Annotated in this window: 17 protein-coding genes, 1 pseudogene and 1 riboswitch; of the genes and pseudogenes, 10 read left to right on the forward strand and 8 right to left on the reverse strand. The window is 72.4% G+C overall.

All coding sequences use genetic code 11. From position 1 onward, the window contains the following. Positions 1-250 precede the first annotated feature (250 nt). Entirely contained in the window at positions 251-784 is a 534-nt protein-coding gene (locus ACFXDE_RS12615; RefSeq protein ID WP_380439409.1) for an NUDIX domain-containing protein, read from the forward strand. Here ACFXDE_RS12615 and ACFXDE_RS12620 read toward each other — a convergent pair whose 3' ends face one another. Beyond that, a complete protein-coding gene (locus tag ACFXDE_RS12620; protein ID WP_380493523.1) occupies positions 785-2,089 on the reverse strand; it encodes a hypothetical protein in 1,305 nt (434 codons plus the stop codon). Between the two features lie 174 nt (positions 2,090-2,263). Between ACFXDE_RS12620 and ACFXDE_RS12625 the strand changes: the two genes are divergently transcribed. The 6 genes and pseudogenes from ACFXDE_RS12625 (at position 2,264) to ACFXDE_RS12650 (ending at position 6,810) form a co-directional block, all read left to right on the forward strand. Next, positions 2,264-2,755, forward strand: a complete 492-nt coding sequence (locus ACFXDE_RS12625) for an ATP-binding protein (protein WP_380493525.1) — start codon at positions 2,264-2,266, stop codon at positions 2,753-2,755. A gap of 257 nt (positions 2,756-3,012) precedes the next feature. Then, positions 3,013-3,153: a hypothetical protein gene (locus tag ACFXDE_RS12630; protein WP_363656748.1), complete on the forward strand. Its 141-nt coding sequence runs from the start codon at positions 3,013-3,015 to the stop codon at positions 3,151-3,153. Positions 3,154-3,182: 29 nt separating this feature from the next. After that, positions 3,183-4,328: a methyltransferase domain-containing protein gene (locus ACFXDE_RS12635; RefSeq protein WP_380493527.1), complete on the forward strand. Its 1,146-nt coding sequence runs from the start codon at positions 3,183-3,185 to the stop codon at positions 4,326-4,328. Positions 4,329-4,738: 410 nt separating this feature from the next. Beyond that, positions 4,739-6,067: an RNA-guided endonuclease InsQ/TnpB family protein gene (locus tag ACFXDE_RS12640; protein ID WP_380493549.1), complete on the forward strand. Its 1,329-nt coding sequence runs from the start codon at positions 4,739-4,741 to the stop codon at positions 6,065-6,067. Between the two features lie 38 nt (positions 6,068-6,105). Continuing rightward, positions 6,106-6,150 (forward strand): annotated as a pseudogene (locus tag ACFXDE_RS12645) (hypothetical protein); the annotation flags it as partial. Positions 6,151-6,468: 318 nt separating this feature from the next. Continuing rightward, a complete protein-coding gene (locus ACFXDE_RS12650; protein ID WP_380493529.1) occupies positions 6,469-6,810 on the forward strand; it encodes a hypothetical protein in 342 nt (113 codons plus the stop codon). Between the two features lie 22 nt (positions 6,811-6,832). Here ACFXDE_RS12650 and ACFXDE_RS12655 read toward each other — a convergent pair whose 3' ends face one another. The 7 genes from ACFXDE_RS12655 to ACFXDE_RS12685 all read right to left on the reverse strand — a co-directional run bounded on the left by ACFXDE_RS12655 (position 6,833) and on the right by ACFXDE_RS12685 (position 13,875). Continuing rightward, entirely contained in the window at positions 6,833-7,000 is a 168-nt protein-coding gene (locus ACFXDE_RS12655; RefSeq protein ID WP_380439421.1) for a hypothetical protein, read from the reverse strand. Positions 7,001-7,097: 97 nt separating this feature from the next. Next, positions 7,098-7,931, reverse strand: coding sequence for an ECF transporter S component (locus ACFXDE_RS12660; protein WP_380493531.1), 834 nt, complete (start codon positions 7,929-7,931; stop codon positions 7,098-7,100). Continuing rightward, the gene (locus tag ACFXDE_RS12665) at positions 7,928-9,529 is read right to left on the reverse strand and encodes an ABC transporter ATP-binding protein (protein ID WP_380493533.1); all 1,602 of its coding nucleotides are present in this window, start codon (positions 9,527-9,529) and stop codon (positions 7,928-7,930) included. The genes ACFXDE_RS12660 and ACFXDE_RS12665 overlap by 4 nt, the downstream gene beginning before the upstream one ends. Further along, complete coding sequence (locus ACFXDE_RS12670) at positions 9,526-10,617, reverse strand: CbiQ family ECF transporter T component (protein WP_380493535.1); 1,092 nt, start codon at positions 10,615-10,617, stop codon at positions 9,526-9,528. The genes ACFXDE_RS12665 and ACFXDE_RS12670 overlap by 4 nt, the downstream gene beginning before the upstream one ends. Further along, positions 10,614-11,627 (reverse strand): SCO2322 family protein, encoded by a 1,014-nt coding sequence (locus ACFXDE_RS12675; protein ID WP_380493537.1) that lies wholly within the window; start codon positions 11,625-11,627, stop codon positions 10,614-10,616. Before ACFXDE_RS12675 ends, ACFXDE_RS12670 begins: the two co-directional genes overlap by 4 nt. Then, a complete protein-coding gene (locus ACFXDE_RS12680; RefSeq protein ID WP_380493539.1) occupies positions 11,624-12,898 on the reverse strand; it encodes a prenyltransferase/squalene oxidase repeat-containing protein in 1,275 nt (424 codons plus the stop codon). The genes ACFXDE_RS12675 and ACFXDE_RS12680 overlap by 4 nt, the downstream gene beginning before the upstream one ends. Before the next feature lie 158 nt (positions 12,899-13,056). Then, positions 13,057-13,141: riboswitch (cobalamin riboswitch) on the reverse strand. A gap of 113 nt (positions 13,142-13,254) precedes the next feature. Continuing rightward, positions 13,255-13,875, reverse strand: a complete 621-nt coding sequence (locus ACFXDE_RS12685; RefSeq protein ID WP_380439431.1) for a TetR family transcriptional regulator — start codon at positions 13,873-13,875, stop codon at positions 13,255-13,257. A gap of 242 nt (positions 13,876-14,117) precedes the next feature. Here ACFXDE_RS12685 and ACFXDE_RS12690 point away from each other — a divergent pair, with 242 nt between their 5' ends. From ACFXDE_RS12690 to ACFXDE_RS12700, 3 genes are all read left to right on the forward strand, one after another. Beyond that, a complete protein-coding gene (locus ACFXDE_RS12690) occupies positions 14,118-15,428 on the forward strand; it encodes a glycosyltransferase family 4 protein (protein ID WP_380493541.1) in 1,311 nt (436 codons plus the stop codon). Positions 15,429-15,563: 135 nt separating this feature from the next. After that, the gene (locus tag ACFXDE_RS12695; protein WP_363656604.1) at positions 15,564-16,298 is read left to right on the forward strand and encodes a class I SAM-dependent methyltransferase; all 735 of its coding nucleotides are present in this window, start codon (positions 15,564-15,566) and stop codon (positions 16,296-16,298) included. Beyond that, on the forward strand, positions 16,295-17,356 hold the full coding sequence (locus tag ACFXDE_RS12700) for a prenyltransferase (RefSeq protein WP_380439435.1): 1,062 nt from the start codon (positions 16,295-16,297) through the stop codon (positions 17,354-17,356). Before ACFXDE_RS12695 ends, ACFXDE_RS12700 begins: the two co-directional genes overlap by 4 nt. Positions 17,357-17,488: the final 132 nt, after the last annotated feature.

The raw sequence follows: 17,488 nt of genomic DNA on the forward strand, positions 1-17,488 counted from the left end.
ACGCGCCCCCCCCCCCCCCGCGCGCCCACCTCAAAAACCCCGGGGTTGGTGGTTTGTGCGGGGCCGCCCGGCCGGGGGCCCCGCCCCGCCCAGGGGCACTCAACCGGTAGCGCCGTAGGAAGGAGGCCGGCTGGGCGGATGGAGTCTGGCTCGCTGTGGAATTTCGTCACCTTGACGTTAATCCGTCGGAACAGGGCTGCGCCGGGTGTGCGTCTGACATGCTGAAGGCCCATCGAGAGGGGCCGCAGTCATGCAATGGAAGATCCACGGGGAACGTCCGATTTATGAGAACCCATGGGTGAACCTGTGGCTGGCTGACGTCGAGCAGCCTGACGGCCACCGGTGGGAGCACCATGTGGTCAAGCTGCGGCATCTTGCCGTGGCCGCCATCGTGAACAGTGAGAAGCAGGTCCTCATGATGTGGCGACACCGCTTCATCACTGACACCTGGGCCTGGGAGCTCCCGATGGGGCTGATCGAACCTGATGAAACCGCTGCGGAGGCGGCGGCTCGCGAAGCGCTGGAGGAGACAGGCTGGAGGGCTGGCGAGGTCAAGCCGTTGATCTACGCCCAGCCGGCGAATGGGATCACCGACTCCGAGCACTTCGTCTTCCGGGCTGACGCCGTCGAGTACGTGGGGCCTCCGACCGAGCGCAACGAGTCCGACCGGATCGAGTGGATTCCCCTGTCGGAGCTGCGCGGGATGATCGACCGGCGTGAGATCGTCAGCAGCGGTTCACTGGTGGGCGTGCTGTACCTGCTGTTGGATGAGGCAGGACTCTGATCAGCCGGCCAGTTCGGCAATACGGCCGGCCAGTTCCACAGCAGCCGGGGTCCGGTGGTGAGGCCTGAGCAACTGGCGGAACTCCCGGAGGTGCGCGGCCACCCTGGGAGACTCCACGATGGTCGCGAGGTCGAGTGCCTGCCCGGCCGTGGCACAGGCCAACTCGACGCGGCGACATTGGAGTTGCGTCCGCGCCAGCCAAAAGGTGTGGAATGCCCGGCCTCGCAGATTCGTCGTCGGCTCGGTCCGGAGAGCTTCGGCGATGAGGGGTTCAGCCGCGGTCGCGTCTCCGAGTTGGCCGAGTGCGATGCCGGTGTCCACCGTGAGCTTGGTCTGGTCGAAGTACTGTACCCAGGCCGGATCGTCGTCGGTCGGGGCAATGCGTCCGAAGTGGTGCTGCGCCTCGCGGATCGCTTCGTGGGTGGCGCCTTGGTCGTGGGCGCTGGCGTGGCCGAAGGCCTCGCGCATGTGGAGCATGGCCATGAGCCTGGGTGTCCCCCTGTCGAGGCGTGCGCTGTCCTGGGCGGCCCGAGCGAGTGTGATGGCGTCCTCGGCCTTGTCCTGGTAGGTCGCCTGGAGGCTGAGGCATGCGAGCACGTTGGCGATGAACTGCCGGTCGTCGATCTCTCGTGCCAGTCGCAGTGACTCGGTGAAGTAGCCCCGAGCCGTACTGTGTTGACGGGCATCGAAGTACGTCCATCCTGTGAGGCGCGCGAGCTCGGCCGCGATGCCGTGGAGGCTGCGCTGGAAGTTGGGGTCCTCGGTGTCCCGGAGTATCCCCTTGACGTAGTTGAGCTGCCCGATCACGGCCGGACGGAGAGCCTCCCCTCCGTGCTCATCGTCGCGCCTCCAGTAGTCCTCGATCGACGCTTGGAGGGACCGCAGGACGGGTTGCGTGACCCTGGTGCCGGCCGCGATGGCAAGGATGTCGTCCAGGTCGCTGGTCGTCCTCGCCAACACCGGCGAAGCCTGCTGCGCTGCCACGACGGGCCGACGCTGTGCGGGGACTGCTGGACGTTCCCAGTGTCGATCGGCGAGGCCGAGCATGCGCCCCGGGATTCGGAGGCCGTCCGCGATGCGCTCGATGACGTCCATGTTGGTGATCTTCGGTTTACCCTTCATGACCTCGCTCACCCTGCTGGGTGTCAGCTCACACGCTCTCGCGATGCGGGATGGATGGAATCCACCCCTGCGTTTGGCGAGTTGGAAGATCCGGGCGAAGTCTCTGGCCGCGCAGGCAGAGATCATTTCCGGGTCTACCAGCAGACGGCTTGGCAGCCCCGGTTGAGCTGCGGACTCGGTCACATCCGACACCCCCCACGCTCGGAAGATATTGCTGAGTGTCACATGGGGATAACTGGCCGCGAGTTTACCCACCTTGGGTACACGCACTGGCCTTTTTGTGACAGCGGCTGTCCCACGATCCTGATGTTCCCCGAGCACTCGGGGGGTGATGGACATGAAGGGTGGTCCGTACCGATGAGCCCGTTGGACACGGCGTCCTTCCCGGTCCCGCAGGAGTGGGATGTCGAGCCGGGTGCGGCTGCTGTGCCTCCGGCGCGGCGCCTGGTCGTGGCGATTGCCCGGCACTGGCAGGTTCCGATGTCGGAGGACGCGCTGCAGGACCTGGAACTGTGTGCGAGCGAGGTGATCGCGAATGCGCTGGAGCACACCAGAGCCCGGTGCAAAGTTACGGTCCGGTGGACCGGTGAGCGGATGCGGGTGGAGGTCGCGGACAGCAGCCTTCGCACGCCTGAGCCTGGGGCGCCTGAGGACATGGTGACTTCTGGCCGCGGCCTGCTCCTGGTCGAGGCTCTTGCGCACTCGTGGGGCTGGTACCCGGCCGGTTCGGGCAAGGTCGTGTGGTTCGAGTGCGCGGCTGGCCAACTGGTTACTGACGATCGGCGTTTGACCGTTCTTGTGCGCGCCGCTCAAGGACAGGCCCGCGAGTGCCTCGTCCGCTCGGCGTGACGCCCCAAAACTCCGCTCGGCCGTCGTCACTCCCGGACGGGCGGATGGGTGCCGGTCGCGCCGCTTCCGTGAGGCGCGGTCGGCATCCCCCCATGCACCACCCCGGAGAATCGATGGAAGGAGCATCGTCGTGAACAACTCTGAGCCGGAGAAGCCGAAGCCGGCCGAGCGGCCGCCCGGGCCCATGGTCCCGACCCACTGCGGCCTGTCGGCCTGAGCAAGCCCGGGAACCAGCAACGAGAGAAGGGGATCACCCGATGGGATGGGGAACCGGTAAGGGCGGGAGCTCCGGCGGCGGCAAGCACGGCGGGGACAAGGACTTCAGCAAGGACAAGCCGTCGAAGGACGGCTCACAGCCGACGCCGGAGCCGAAGCACAAGGGCGGCGAGAAGAAGTGATGCGCCCCGAGTGCGAGGAGCAGGCCGCCATGCGCGGCCTGCTCCGCTTCGTCGCCGATGACCTCGGGCGAGAGATCCCGGACGAGTGGGTCAGGGCGCTCGCGGCGGTCCCGCGTCACCTGTTCATCCCGGATCGGATCTGGGTCGGCGACGACAACGAGCCGCTGAGCCGGGCCGAGGACCCCGCCGGATGGCTGCGTGCGGCGTACGCGAACGCCCCGGTGGTCACGCAGGTGAATGACGGGGCCGACCCGGGGGACGGTGACGTGTGGCCGTCGTCGTCGGCGTCGATGCCCTCCGTTGTCGTCCGCATGCTCGAAGACCTCGATGTGCGTGCCGGTATGAACGTGCTGGAGGTCGGGAGCGGCACCGGCTGGAACGCCGGCCTGCTTGCGCACCGCCTTGGGGGTGCCAACGTGACCACGCTCGAAGTAGACGCGCAGGTGACGGTGGCGGCCCGAACGGCGCTCGGCCGGGCTGGATTCCGTCCTGAGGTGGTCTGCGCGGACGGCGGCGACGGATGGCCCGCAGCTCAGCCCGTCGACCGGCTCATCTCCACCTGCGCCGTGAATCGGGTGCCAACCGCGTGGCTCGACCAGGTACGGGACGGCGGGATCATCCTCACGCCGTGGGAGAACCCGTGGATCGGCTGGGGAACGCTCCGGTTGACGGTGCACGAGGGCCGTGCCGAAGGCAGGTTCATGCCGTACGGCTCGTTCATGCTGATGCGCGGCCAGCGGTCCGATCTTCGGATCTTCCGTGACGTGGTGCGCGACGAGCACGTGCCGGACGAGTCGGTGACCGATCTTGACCCTTGGGCGGTGACCGGCCAGGACGCCGAAGCCCAGTTCGCCATCGGCTCCCGGCTCGGGGACGTGTGGCACGCCCGCCAGCACGACCCTGACGTCGACGGGGTTGCGGTCCGGCTGTGGCTGGCCACCACCGACGCGAGCTCCTGGGCGGCCGTGGACTGGGACGGGAACGAGGGCGCTCGGAGCTTCACCGTCTGGCAGCACGGTCCCCGGCGACTGTGGGATGAGACCGAGACCGCCCACCGATGGTGGCTCGACCACGGGCGGCCGGGCCCCGACCGCTTTGGTGTCACGGCGACCAAGGACGGACAGGCTGTCTGGCTCGACGAGCCGGACAATCCCGTGCGTACAAATGGCCTGTGAATTGGGCGCTCACCCTGGCCGGGTGTGCGCCGTCGCGCGCCCCGGGCTTGTGAAGTCCGGGGCGCGCGGGGGTTTGTGCGTGAGCGCCGCCCGAATGGGTGGCAGGGATAAACGCTTAACGATTTACTGCACAGATAGGGTGAGTATTCTGGCGTGAGTGCTTCGAGCGAAGCGCGTGCATAGTGAACCCCAGTGGTGCTGATAGCGCCTTCGGGTGTGGCTTCCGGAGAGTGAAGGTCTCCTTAAATGCAGATTCATCTGATGTCTCCGTTCATACCCCTGGCTCTGGCCGGGGGCGGAAACGGAACTCCTGTGGAGCTGTGCAGGGGGCTGCGATTCGCCGCGAGGCGGACCGCAGCGCTCCGATTCGCAGGTTTGATCCTTGCATCATGGCAAGCTGCCTTGTGAGCATGGTGGGCGCTCACGTGAAGCGGGCTTTCAAGTTCCGTTTCTATCCGACCGATGCGCAGGCGGCTGAGATGGCACGCACGTTCGGGTGCGTGAGGCTCGTCTACAACATGGCATTGGCCGCTCGGTCAGAGGCGTGGACGATGCGCCAGGAGCGGGTGAACTACAACGCCACGTCGGCGATGCTGACGCAGTGGAAGAAGACCGAGGAGCTGGCCTTTCTCTCCGAGGTCTCCTCCGTGCCGCTGCAGCAGGCCTTGCGGCATCTGCAGGGGGCGTTCTCCAACTTCTGGAACAAGCGGGCGAAGTACCCGACGTTCAAGTCGAAGAAGAAGTCCCGCAGGTCCGCCGAGTACACCGCCAGCGCGTTCCGCTACCGGGAGGGTCGGTTGACGCTGGCGAAGATGACGGAGCCGCTGGCGATTGTGTGGTCGAGGCCGCTGCCCGAGGGGCGGTTGCCCTCCACGGTGACCGTGTCGCAGGATGCGGCCGGACGGTGGTTCGTCTCCCTGCTGCGCGATGACCGACCGTCGATGCCCGCGCCCGTCCACGCGGCGGTGGGCCTCGATGTTGGTATCACCAGCCTGGTGACGCTCTCGACCGGGGAGAAGATCACCAATCCGAAGCACGAGCGCGCCGACCGGAAACGCCTGGCCAAGGCACAACGGGAGCTGGCCCGCAAGGCCGAGGGCTCGAACAACCGGGAGAAGGCCCGCAGGAAGGTCGCCCGCGTTCACGCGAAGATCGCCGACCGGCGCAGGGACTTCCTGCACAAGCTCACCACCCGGCTCGTCCGTGAGAACCAAACGGTCGTGATCGAGGACCTGATGGTCCGCAACATGCTCAAGAACCGCACGCTGTCCCGAGCCATTTCGGACGCCTCTTGGGCAGCGCTGCGGACCATGCTGGAGTACAAGGCGAAGTGGTACGGCCGTGACCTGGTGACCATCGACCGGTGGTTCCCCAGCTCCAAGCTGTGCTCGGCCTGCGGAACCATCCGTGACAAGATGCCCCTTAACGTCCGCGAATGGACGTGTGGCTGCGGAGCAGTCCATGACCGCGACGTGAACGCGGCACGCAACATCCTGACCGCTGGGCTGGCGGTTGCAGCCTGTGGAGACGGTGTAGGTCCTCAACGGAGCACTTCGGGCGGGCAGTCGTCGGTGAAGCAGGAAGTCCTCCCACCGCAGCGCCCACGCGCAGCGGCTCAGCCGCGAGGCGGAGGGGAATCCCCGTTCCTACAGGACGGGGAGGAAGTCAACGTATCCCTAAGCATGCCCCGGGCTACACGATTCTCGACAACGGGCATGTCGTCCGTAAGCACTCGCTGAGTTGGGCGGCGCGCGGGCTGCTCGGCTACCTGCTCAGCCTGCCGGACGGCACCCGTGAAGACGTTCGGACGCTCGCCGCCAAGAGCGTCGAGGGGCGCACGACTGTGGCGCGGGCTCTCCGGGAGCTGGAGGCGGCTGGGCACTACGTCCGGCGCACTCAGCGGGATCCCCTGACGGGGCGGGTTCGGACGGTCGTCTCCGTCCACGAAGTGCCGGTGGTGGGCAAGGCGGTCCACACCGTGCCGCCGCTTCCCGTGTCCCCGGCCGCCGGGTGTCCTGGAGCTGGCCGGCCAGGCGCCGGGACTGCGGGAGACCCTTCCGTGAAGGTCAGGAAGTTGACGGAGAAGGATGCCGGAAGGCCGTCCGTCCCTCCCGCTCGGCCCCAGCGCCTGACCGACGGCATGGCGCTGCTGCTCGAACTGGGCCGCCGCGAGCCCCGCATGGCCCTCGCGGGCAGGCCGTTGGCGGATCAGGCAGCCATGGTCGAGGGGCTCCTCGCTGGGGGCTGGACGCCGGACGCGCTGACGGCCGTCCTGTCCGCCCCGCTGCCGGACCGGATCACTCGGAGCGTCGGCGCGATCCTCGCCGCCCGCCTGTCGGCCGTCCCGTCGGTGCCGGGCCCTCGGCCAACGACGGTCGGCTTGGATTCGGGGACGCGGCACCACGAGTGCCCCGGCCGGGACGGCCTGTGCGGTCGGCCGGTTCGCGAGGCGCGCAACTTGTGCGTGTCGTGCCGGGAGTAGGACCCGTCTCAGCAGGGTGCTTTCAGTCGTCGGGCCATTCGATGCCGTCCGGGCCGGTCGACGATCCGGCCTTGACCGGGTTGCCGACCCAGGCGTTGGCGTTGCCGGCCGTGGCGGGCGTGGTGACCAGGAGCGCCCCGAGTGCTGCCAGTGCGGCGGCTGCGAGCACCCTGCCGATCGTGTGGGTCATGCCGGTTTCCCCTTCCCCCCGTGGGACGGCCGGTCGATGGACGCGGCCGTCCGTCAGTGTGCAACGTGGTTGTGGGGAAGGGCAATTGATTAGGCCGTTACTCCGCCGGGGGCCGGAAGGTCACCGGGGCCGCGAAGGCGGCGCGGCGGGTGGTGCGGCGGAGGGCGCGCAGGACGGGGGTGCCGAGGGTGATGCACAGGACGACGGTGAGGGCGGCGCGGGGGAGGTCCCAGCCGAGGGACGTCGTCAGGCAGTAGGCGGCGAAGCGGACCAGGTTGGCGGGGAGCGGGTCGCCGGGGACGAAGGAGATGGAGCTGGAGAGGCCGCCGATGTACGGCCAGCCCTGCAGGTTCATGATCGTGCCGTAGAGGATGGACGAGAGAGCGCCGTAAGCGGCGAGAAGGGCGAGTTCGCGGCGGCCGCGCAGGGTCGCGGCGCCGGGGAGGAGGCCCGCGCCCAGGCAGACCCAGCCCATCGCGAGCATCTGGAACGGCAGCCATGGGCCGACGCCGCCGGTCAGCAGGGCGGAGGCGAACATCGACAGCGAGCCGAGGACGAAGCCGAAGCCCGGGCCGAGGACGCGGCCGGAGAGCACCATCAGGAAGAACATCGGCTCCAGGCCGGCCGTACCCGCGCCGAGCGGGCGCAGCGCGGCGCCCGCCGCGGCGAGGACGCCCAGCAGTGCGACGGACTTGGCGTCCAGGCCCGGAGCTCCGCCGCCCGCCGACCGGCCCTCGCTGATCTGCGCGATCACGACGGCCAACAACAACGGCAGCAGGAGGGCGAACAGCCAAGGGGCGTCGGCGGAGTGGCCGACCAGGGCGGACTTGGTCGAGGCGAGCAGCGGCCAGCCGAAGGCGGTCACGCCGACGAGGGACGTCAGGGAGAGGGCCGTGACGGAGCGGCGGCCGAGGGGGACGGGACGGGTCATGCTTCCAGCGCCTCCGCCACCTGGTGGACGGTGAGCCACGGGCCCGGGGCCAGCACCTTGGCGACCTGCGGGGCGAACGCGGGGGAGGAGACCACGACCTCGGCCGTCGGGCCGTCCGCGACGATCTCGCCCTCGGCCAGGATGACCGTGCGGTGGGCGAGTTCGGCGGCCAGCTCGACGTCGTGGGTGGCCAGCAGCACGGCGTGGCCCTCGGCGGCGAGGTCGCGCAGGATCTCCACCAGCCGGGCCTTGGCCGCGTAGTCGAGGCCGCGGGTGGGCTCGTCGAGCAGGAGCAGCGGGGGCCGGGCGGTGAGGACGACGGCCAGGGCGAGCGTGAGCCGCTGGCCCTCGGACAGGTCGCGCGGGTGGGCGGTGTCGGCGATGCCGGGCAGCAGGCGTTCGACCAGCGCGCGGCACGTGCCTGCGGGGGCGCTCGCATCGGTGTCGGCCGCCGCGCACTCGGCGGTGACGCTCTCGCCGTAGAGCAGGTCGCGCGGGTCCTGCGGGACGAGCCCGACCTGGCGGATCAGGTCGGCGGGCCTGGTGCGGTGCGGGGTGCGGTCGCCCACCCGGACGGTGCCGGAGGCGGGGGCGTGCAGGCCGACGAGGCTGCCCAGCAGGGTCGACTTGCCGGCGCCGTTGCGGCCCATCAGCGCGGTGATCTCGCCGGGGCGGAGGGCGAGGTCCACGCCGCGCAGGGCGTGCACGGGGCCGCGTCGGACGGCGAGGCGGTCGGCGGCCGCCAGCGGGGAGCCGTCGGGGGAGGGCACGGCGGCCGGACGGCGTCCGTCGAGGCGCTCGCGCAGCCCGGCGGCCTTGCGGCGGGCGTCGCGTACGGACAGCGGCAGCGGCCGCCAGCCCGCGAGCCGTCCGAGGCCGACCACCGGCGGGTGCACCGGCGAGTGCGCCATCACGTCGGCCGGTTCGCCGAGGACGGGCGCGGCGCCCGGGGCGAGCAGCAGCACCTGGTCGGCGTACTGGACGACGCGCTCCAGTCGGTGCTCGGCCATCAGGACGGTTGTGCCGAGGTCGTGCACGAGCCGCTGCAGGACGGCCAGCACCTCCTCGGCCGCGCCCGGGTCGAGCGCCGAGGTCGGCTCGTCCAGGACCAGCACGCGCGGGTGGACGGTGAGCACCGAGCCGATCGCGACGCGTTGCTGCTGGCCGCCGGAGAGCGAGCCGAGGGCGCGGTCGCGCAGGTCGGCGAGGCCGAGCAGGTCGAGGGTCTCCTCGACGCGGCGGCGCATGACGTCGGCCGGCAGGCCCAGGGACTCCATGCCGTAGGCGAGTTCGTCCTCGACGGTGTCGGTGACGAAGTGCGCGACCGGGTCCTGCCCCACCGTGCCCACCAGGTCGGCCAGGTCGCGCGGGCGGTGGGTGCGGGTGTCCCGGCCGCCGACGGTGACCCGGCCGTGCAGGGTGCCGCCGGTGAAGTGCGGGACGAGCCCGCTGACGGTGCCCAGGAGGGTGGACTTGCCGGAGCCCGACGGGCCCACCAGCAGGCAGAGTTCGCCCTCGGGGACGGTCAGGTCGACGCCGTTCAAGGCCGGCGCGGGAGCGTCCGCGTACTGGACGGAGACCTGCTCGAAGGTGATCACGAAGCCCTCCGGGGCGGGGTCGGGGTGGCGAACGCCGGTACCAGGCCCAGGAGCGCGGCGAGGACGGCGGCCGCCGGCAGCGCGGGGACGCTCGGCGGCACGACGGTGGGCGCGAAGGCGGCGGGATCGCGGGTGGAGAGGTAGACGGTGAGCGCGGCGACGGCGACGCCCGAACCGGCGGTGAGCCACTCCGGGAGCGCCCAGGGGTCCGGCCGGTGGCGCGTCCTGACGGACCGCCTGTTGCCGAGGAGCAGTCCGGCGAACGCCGCGGCCAGGCCGATCAGCAGGACGGGGAGCGCCCAGCCGGCGCCCCCGGCGGTCAGCAGGCCGTACGCGGCCAGGCAGACGCCCAGCAGCCCGGCCAGGGTGAGCGCGGCCGTCGCCCGCGCGAGGCGCCGCGGGACGTCCGCGGTGCGGCCGAAGCCGCGGGTGTCCATCGCGGCGGCCAGCGCCACCGAACGCTCCAACGCGCCCTCCAGGACGGGCAGTCCGACGCTCAGCACGGCGGCGACGCCCTTGTCCGTCCGGCCGCGCAGGCGGCGCGCGGCGCGCAGCCGCCGGACGTCGGCGACCAGGTTCGGCGCGAACGTCATCGCCACGACGACGGCCACCCCCGCCTCGTACAGCGCGCCGGGCAGGGCGCGCAGGAGGCGGGCCGGGCTGGCGAGCGCGTTCGCGGCGCCGACGCACACCAGGAGCGTGGCCAGGCGCAGCCCGTCGTAGAGTGCGGCCAGCAGGCCTTCGAGGGTGACCCGGCCGCCGATCCGCACCCCCTGCGCCCAGGCGGGCAGGGGCACTTCGGGCAGCGTGAACAGCACGTGCGTCCCGGGGATCGGCGAGCCCAGCAGCACGGCGAACAACAGCCGGATGCCGAGGACGAATAGGCCGAGCCGCAGGAACGCGCCGTACGACCGCGACCAGGGCGCGTCACCGCGCCGGGCCGCGACGACGTAGCCGGCGACGGCGGCGAGCAGCAGCAGGATCGCCGGGTTGGTGGTGCGGGTGGCCGCGGCGCCCAGACCGAGCGCCCACAACCACCAGGCGCCTGGGTGCAGTTGACGGGAGACGCGCACGGAAAGGGACCTCATCGGGGACGGCGGCGGCGCGACTGCCAGACGGCGCCGGCGGCGAGGGCGGCGACGAGGACTCCGCCGGCGATCAGGCCGAGGTCCGGGCCGCTGCCGTCGTCCTTGGCCGCTGCCTTGCTGTCCGTCTTCGCAGCGGCGCCGACCTGGTCGGCGCAACCGGCCTTCGGGTAGCCGGCGATGGCGCAGAGCAGGCCGTTCGTGTCGTACCGCAGCGGCGGCGCGACGGCGGCGAGCACCTCGGCGGACGTCGCGTTGGCGGCGACGGTGGCGCAGGCGGTGCGCTGCTCGGGCGGCTGCTCGGCGGAGGCGGCATCGTCGGCCGTGCCGAAGTCGAGGACGACGGCCACGCGCTTGCGGCCCTGCTGCGGGGGCGTGCTCGCGCAGAGGGCGGCGAAGTCGGCGCCGGCGCGGGGCTGCGCGGCGTTCTGCCCGCCGTCCGGGCTGACGGCGAACCGCCACCCGTCGACGCTCCCGTCCGCCGGCACGTGGACCGACGGACCCTGCTGCTGGTAGGCCCAGTTGCCGTCGGCACCCTTCCAGAACGACCAGTACCGGTACCCGGCCGCCTCGGCGGGCACGGCGGAACCGGCGACGAGGAGCACGGTGAGCAGGCCGGTGAGGAGCGCGGCGAGGCGGCCGGTGGGTCGCCTGGCGGCGGTGTGGCCGTGGGTGGTGGGGCCGGTCAGGCGGCTGGTGAGTTGCCTGGCGGGGGTGGTGGGGCCCGCCAGGCGGTTGGCGAGTCGGCCGGCAGGGGTGGTGGGGGCGTCGGCGCGCCCGAGGCGGTTGCCGGGCGCGGCGGCACGGGAGCGGTCGCTCGCTGCCGTGAGCCCGACCGGGGTGCCCGGCGCGGACGCGGCTCCCCGGACCGCCGTGCGGGCACGCCCGGTCGCCGTCGGGCGTCGCGTGCGGGCGCCTGCCGAGCCCGGTGCGTTGCCGTAGGGCTCGGACGTCGGCCCGCCCGCCGCCGGGAGCCCGGAGGCTCCGGCGGCGTGGCGGGGGTTGGACGTCACAGCTTCGGGGCGCGCTTGCGCTGGAGGCTCAGGATGAGGCCGCCGCCGACGCCGATGAGCAGGCCGACGCCGATCAGCCAGTACTGGGAGATGCCGCCGTCCTTCTTCTTCTCGGCGGCGGGCGCGGCGGAAGCGGGAGCAGCAGGGGCGGAAGCCGTCGCCTTCGGCACCGGGCCGAGCGCGGTGAGCTGCTGCACCAGCGCGGCCGTGTCCCGCTGGGCGGCCTGGGAGACCAGGAGCAGCGTCGCGGCGGCGCCCGCGTCGGTGCCGCCCTTCGTCCACGCGGCGCCGTTCTGGGTCAGCCAGTCCACCGCGCCGGCGGCCTGCTGCGGGTGGCCGCTCTGGGTGAGGCCGAGGGCGGCCCAGGCGGTGGCGGTGTAGTCGGGGGTGGGCGTGGCGCCGGGCATGGTGAGGGTGAGGTGGTTGCCGCCCGCGCCGAGCTGTGCGGTGAGGTACGCCCCGGCGGCCTCCGCCGAGTCGGCGTGCGCGACGGGGGAGGCCGGGGTGGCGGTGGCGCCGTCCTGGCAGGTCAGCGGCTTGGGCGCGGCGTCGGAGCGGGCGCCGGCGGTGACCGGGAGCCGGCCGCCGGCCGCGGCGAGCGAGGCCTGGGCGGTGGCGAGCGCGTTGGGCGCGAGGGCGCCGGAGGCGGCGTCGGGCTGGAACGCGAAGGCGCCGCGCTGGTCGGCGGGGGCGGCGCAGCCGAGCTGGAAGCGGGCGAGCCCGTCGAAGGCGTTCTTGCCGTCCTTGGCGACACCTGCCGGGTCGGTCCTGGCGGCGAAGAGGGCGTTGACGGCGAGGCCGGTGGAGTTGGCGTCGCCGGGGTTGCCGGGGTTGTAGGCCCAGCTGCCGTCGGCGTTCTGGACGGTCTTGAGCCACTGGACGCCCTTGTCGACGGCGTCCTGGTGCCCGCCGAGCGCGACGAGGGCCTGGACGGCGACGGCGGTGGCGTTGCTGTCCTCGGTCTTGGCGTCGCAGGCCGCGCCGGCGGCCCGGTAGGACGGCCAGCCGCCGTCCTCGCACTGCTGTCCGGTGAGCCAGGCGACCGCCTGGTCGGCCGGGGTCACCTTGGCCGCCGCGAGCGCGGTGAGCGCGAGGGACTGGCGCCACACCCCGTCGTACGTCGGGTCGCCCTTGCCGTACAGGCCCTCGGGGGCAGCGGGGGCAGCGGGGGCCGACGGGGAGGGGGTGTCGGCGAGGGCCGGTGCGGCGGCGGCGCCGGTGAGCAGCGCGGCGGACAGGGCGGCGGCGCCCAGGCGGGCGGCGGTGAGCATGGTGGAGGTGTGCCTTTCGGTGAGCGGGGCGGGCCCGGCGGGGCCCTTCCGTAGTCCTCGACGGTGCCGGACGGGTGCGTCCGGCCCTCGGGCCGTGTCCCTCGGATCAGGTCGGAGGGCTGATCCGACGGACACGTCCTGGCCGCTCGCCCCTTCCCGGGCGCTCCGGCTCGGCCCGTACTCACGCGCGGGAGCACGGCCTCACGGTTGCGGGGTCAGCGCCGGACTCGCACCGGCTTCCCCCGGGAGAGGGACGGGATGAAGTTTTTGCTGCCCGTTGACTCTAGCCGCCGGCGCCGCCCGCCGGACCGCGGCGAGCAGGAACACGTTCCAGTAAGCGGGGGCGGGCGGAGACCTCACGGCAGCGTGAGCAGCCGCGCCGCGGTGTGCAGGTCGGCCCGGACCTCGGCGATCGAGGAGCGGCCGGAGAGCCAGGAGACCAGCGCCGAGTGCCAGGTGTGCTCGATCACCCGGACGGCCGCGCGCTGGCTCTCGCTCGGTGGCCCGGACTGGCCGATCGCGTCCAGGATGAGCTGTCCGGTCGCGGAGCTCACCTGGTCCACCTCGGCCCCGACCGAGCGGTCCGCGAAGGACAGCGCCCGCACCATGGCCTCCGCCAGGAGCGGTTCGCGCTGGAGTGCGTGGAAGGCCCGGGTGAGCGTGTCGGCCACCCGCGGCGCCGGTTCGTCGTCGGTCGGCGGGTGGCGCCGGATGTGCTCCTGGAGGCTCTGCAGCTGTTCGAGCATGACCGCGACCAGCAGGTGGACCTTGGACGGGAAGTACCGGTAGAGCGTGCCGAGGGCGACCTCGGCGCTCTCCGCGACCTCCCGCATCTGCACCGCCTCGTACCCGCCGCGCGCGGCCAGGGCGGTGGCGGCCCGCAGGATCCGCCGCCGGCGCTCGGCCTGGCGGGCGGTCAGCGGCGGCTCCCCGGCCGGCGGGGCGGCGGGGCTCGCGGACGTGCTCGGCGACGACAAGGGGTGCTCCCGGGGGCGCGTGGGTGGCGGCGCGCCGCACGGGGGCGGCGCACCGTCGACCCGGGGTCGGCCGGGTCGGCGTGGCGGGAATCACCAGCCCTGGCTCCGGAGGGAAAGCTACGGGCCGGTATCTTCGAGGTCTCTCATTGTTCACATGGTCGATGACGAGTTCCACAGCCACTGAAACCTGATCTACTTTAGCGACCGGCAGCACAGATAGCAGCTAGAGAAGAGGGCCCAGGATGACCGCGCAGCCGCTGCGGATTGCCCTGCTGTCGTACCGCGGCGACCCGTTCTGCGGTGGCCAGGGCGTCTACGTGCGTCACCTGTCCCGCGAGCTGGCCAGGCTCGGCCACCACGTGGACGTGATCGGCGCCCAGCCGTACGCCGTCCTGGACGAGGTCGAGGGGCCGGGTTCGGTGCGCCTCGTCGAGCTGCCCAGCCTGGACCTGTACCGCGCGGACGACCCGTTCCGCACGCCCGGGCGCGGCGAGTTCCGCGGGCCGGTGGACGTGCTGGAGTTCGCCACGATGCGCACCGGCGGCTTCCCCGAGCCGCTGACGTTCTCGCTGCGCGCCCGGCAGTACCTGGCCCGGCACAAGGGCCGCTACGACGTCGTGCACGACAACCAGACCCTCGGCTACGGCCTGCTCGGGCTGGCCCGGCACGGCTTCCCGCTGGTCACCACGATCCACCACCCGATCACCGTCGACCGGCGGCTGGAGCTGGACGCGGCCACCACCCGGATGCGCCGGCTGTCGCTGCGCCGCTGGTACGCCTTCACCCGGATGCAGCGCCGCGTCGCCACCCGGCTGGACCACGTGATCACCGTCTCCGGCAGCTCGAAGCGGGAGATCGCCGAGCACCTGGGCGCCGCGCCCGGCGCCGTCTCGGTGGTGCCGATCGGCGCCGACACCCGGCTGTGGTCCCCGTCGGCGGAGGTCGCGCGGGTGCCCGGGCGGATCGTCACGACCTCCAGCGCGGACGTCCCGCTCAAGGGCCTGGTCTACCTGGTCGAGGCGCTGGCCAAGGTCCGCACCGAGCGGCCCGCGCACCTGGTCGTGGTCGGCAAGCCGCAGAAGGAGGACGGCCCGGTCACCGAGGCGGTCCGCCGCTTCGGGCTGGAGGAGCACATCGAGTTCCGCAGCGGGCTGACCGACCCGGAGCTGGTCGACCTGTACCGCTCGGCCGAGGTGGCCTGCGTGCCGTCGCTGTACGAGGGCTTCTCGCTGCCCGCCGCCGAGGCGATGGCCACCGGCACGCCGCTGGTGGCGACCACCGGCGGCGCGATCCCCGAGGTGGCCGGGCCGGACGGGGAGACCTGCCTGGCCGTGCCGCCGGGGGACGCGGACGGGCTGGCCGCCGCGCTCGGCCGGCTGCTGGACGACCCGGAGCTGCGCGAGCGGCTCGGGGCGGCCGGCCGCGAGCGGGTGCTGGCCCGGTTCACCTGGGAGCGGGCCGCCGAACTGACCGCCGACGCCTACCGCGCGGCGATCGCCACCGGGGTCGGCGCGCGGGCCCGCTCCGGGCCGGGCTGGCGGTACGTGCCCTGAGTCCGGGCCGGTCCGCGGCGCCGACCGGCGTGCGGGAGATCTGATGAAGCGTCAAACGCGCTTGATGGCACGACGCTTGGTGGCAAGACGCTTGATGGCAAGACGCTTGGTAGCAAAAGGAATGGGAGCCCTGCAGTGCTGACCGTCGATTTCTCGCGCTTCCCGCTCGCCCCCGGCGACCGGGTGCTCGACCTGGGCTGCGGCGGGGGCCGGCACGCGTTCGAGTGCTACCGCCGCGGTGCCAACGTGATCGCCCTCGACCAGAACGCCGAGGAGATCGCCGAGGTCAAGAAGTGGTTCGCCGCGATGGAGCAGGCCGGCGAGGCCCCCGAGGGCGCGTCGGCGACCGCGATGGAGGGCAACGCGCTGGCGCTGCCGTTCGAGGACGAGTACTTCGACAAGATCATCATCTCCGAGGTGATGGAGCACATACCCGATGACAAGGGCGTGCTCAACGAGATGTTCCGGGTCCTCAAGCCCGGCGGCCTGCTCGCCGTCACCGTGCCGCGCTGGCTGCCCGAGAAGATCTGCTGGGCGCTGTCCGACGAGTACCACGAGGTCGAGGGCGGCCACATCCGCATCTACCGCGGCGACGAACTGCTCGGCAAGCTCAAGGACGCCGGCCTGGAGCCCTACGGCACCCACCACGCGCACGCGCTGCACTCGCCGTACTGGTGGATCAAGTGCGCCGTCGGCGTGGACAACGACAAGGCGCTGCCCGTCAAGGCCTACCACCAGCTGCTGGTCTGGGACATCGTCGGCACCCCGGTGATCAGCACGCTCACCAAGGCCGCCGAGAAGGCCCTCAACCCGGTCATCGGCAAGAGCTTCGTCGCCTACGCCTCCAAGCCGCGGCGGGCCGGCGCATGACCGCCGCCGTCCCCGAGGTGCTGCTGCTCGACGGGGTGCTCGACGCCGAGCAGGCCGCCGGCACCGTCCGCAGCATCCTCGCCGAGCAGCGCCCCGACGGCGCCATACCGTGGTTCACCGGCCACCACCTCGACCCGTGGGACCACACCGAGGCCGCGATGGCCCTCGACACCGCGGGCGAGCACGCCGCCGCCGAGGCCGCCTACCGCTGGCTCGCCGCCCACCAGAACCCGGACGGCTCCTGGTACGCGGCCTACACGGACGGCGAGGTCTCCAACCGGGCCAAGGAGACCAACTTCTGCGCCTACGTCGCCGTCGGGGTCTGGCACCACCACCTCAGCACCGGCGACGACGCGTTCCTGGAGTGGATCTGGCCGGTGGTCCGCCGCGCCCTGGACTTCATCGTCCGGCTGCGGCTGCCCGGCGGCCCGATCTCCTGGCGCCTCGACGAGGACGGCACCGCGACCGACGAGGCGCTGCTCACCGGCTCGTCCAGCATCCTGCACGCGCTGCGCTGCGGGCTGGCCGTCGCCGAGTACCTGGAGGAGCCGCAGCCCGACTGGGAGCTCGCGGCCGGCCGGCTGCGGCACGCCGTCGCCCGCCACCCCGAGCGGTTCCTCGACAAGGACCGCTTCTCGATGGACTGGTACTACCCGGTGCTCGGCACCGCGCTGCGCGGCGAGGCGGCGCTGGCCAGGATCGAGCGCGACTGGGACCGCTTCGTCGTCCCCGGCCTCGGCGTGCGCTGCGTCAGCGACCGTCCGTGGGTGACCGGCGGAGAGAGCGCCGAACTCGCCCTCGCGCTCTGGGCGATCGGCGAGTCCGACCGCGCCGTGGACATCCTGCGCTGGATCCAGAAGCACCTGCGGCACGAGGACGGCTCCTACTGGACCGGGTACGTGTTCGAGGACGACGCCATCTGGCCCGAGGAGCGCACCACCTGGACGGCCGGCGCGCTGCTGCTCGCCGTCGCCGCGCTCGGCGGCGACCCGGCGACGGTCGCGGTGTTCGGCGGGGACGACCTGCCGGAGGGACTGGTGGTCCAGGACTGCTGCTGAGGTGGCCGGGCCGGGACACGCGGAAGGGGCGGGGCCAACGGGTGGTGCCCCCCCCGAAGGCCGGGGGGGGGTTAATCCCGCCCCGAAGCCCCAGGGTGAGGGCCCCCAGCCCCGCGTTGCCTGCAGGAGGGG

It is taken from the genome of Kitasatospora sp. NPDC059408, from assembly GCF_042751525.1.
Taxonomy (GTDB): Bacteria; Actinomycetota; Actinomycetes; order Streptomycetales; family Streptomycetaceae; genus Kitasatospora.